1 protein-coding gene is annotated in these 1,020 nt (G+C 48.0%); it reads right to left on the bottom strand.

What is annotated here, in order from left to right; all coding sequences use genetic code 11:
* On the bottom strand, positions 1–1,020 hold a 1,020-nt coding region (locus Q7L55_11865; GenBank protein MDO8733244.1), incomplete at both ends, for a hypothetical protein.

Raw genomic sequence — 1,020 nt, 5'->3', positions numbered from 1 at the left:
TCGCCGATGTTGAGGATTAAATCACTGGTCATATCTACATTTCCATTAAATGTCCCTGAAGTGAAGGTTGCTGCTCCCGCTCCCGTCACCGACCAGTTGGGATCATTGAGCGCCAAATCTCCGGTTGAAGCATTGCCAATGGTAATTGTCCCGCCGTTGGTACCTGTGCCAATGTCAGTAGCGTTGGAACCTGAAGCATTGATGGAGGTTGCCCCAGTCAGAGTTAATCCGCCTGTGCCTTGAATAAGACCGGAACCGGAATTAACCCCTACTCCAGTAATTGCTCCTGTTGAACTGACCTGAAATTGAGAAGTGGAACCGACAGACAAAAGAGCGGAAGGCGAAGTAGTGCCGATACCCACATTGCCATTGTTCTGGATAAATAAGGCGGTTGCCAATCCCGCATCTCCGCCGGGAGATCGTTGAAAATTAAGAGTGCTGTTGTTAAGCAAATTAAAGGTATTGGCTCCGGCTGTGGTCGGCACTACCAAAGAGAGATTGCCGGAAATAGTGGCGGTTGGATTGCCTCCTGCCATATTTATAAAGCCAAATTTTGCGGAACTTGTACTAGTTGCGCCCAGTAAGAGGTCATCTGTTATATTGGTTGGAGATAATGACCCTGAGTTTCTCTGGAAGTATCCCGATACTCCCGATGATGGAGCGTAGATATTGTTGGCATAGAGATTATCCCAGGGAAGAGCTGAAGTTCCCAAATCATTTGTTCCGGTTGCTGTAATCGGAATTAGGTCGCTATCCTGAGCAACTCTGCCCGTGAAAGTAATGTTGTCGGTTATCGCATTTCCCAAAGTCACGTTTCCATTGGCAAGGAAAGCTCCTGCCAAAGTTAACCCTCCGCCTGATGTAAAGTCTGTTCCGCTGTCGCCGATGTTGAGGATTAAATCACTGGTCATATCTACATTTCCATTAAATGTCCCTGAAGTGAAGGTTGCTGCTCCCGCTCCCGTCACCGACCAGTTGGGATCATTGAGCGCCAAATCTCCGGTTGAAGCATTGCCAATG

Source organism: Actinomycetota bacterium (assembly GCA_030650795.1).
Lineage (GTDB): Bacteria > Actinomycetota > Actinomycetes > S36-B12 > S36-B12 > UBA11398.
This window is presented reverse-complemented; position numbering and strand designations above follow the sequence as displayed.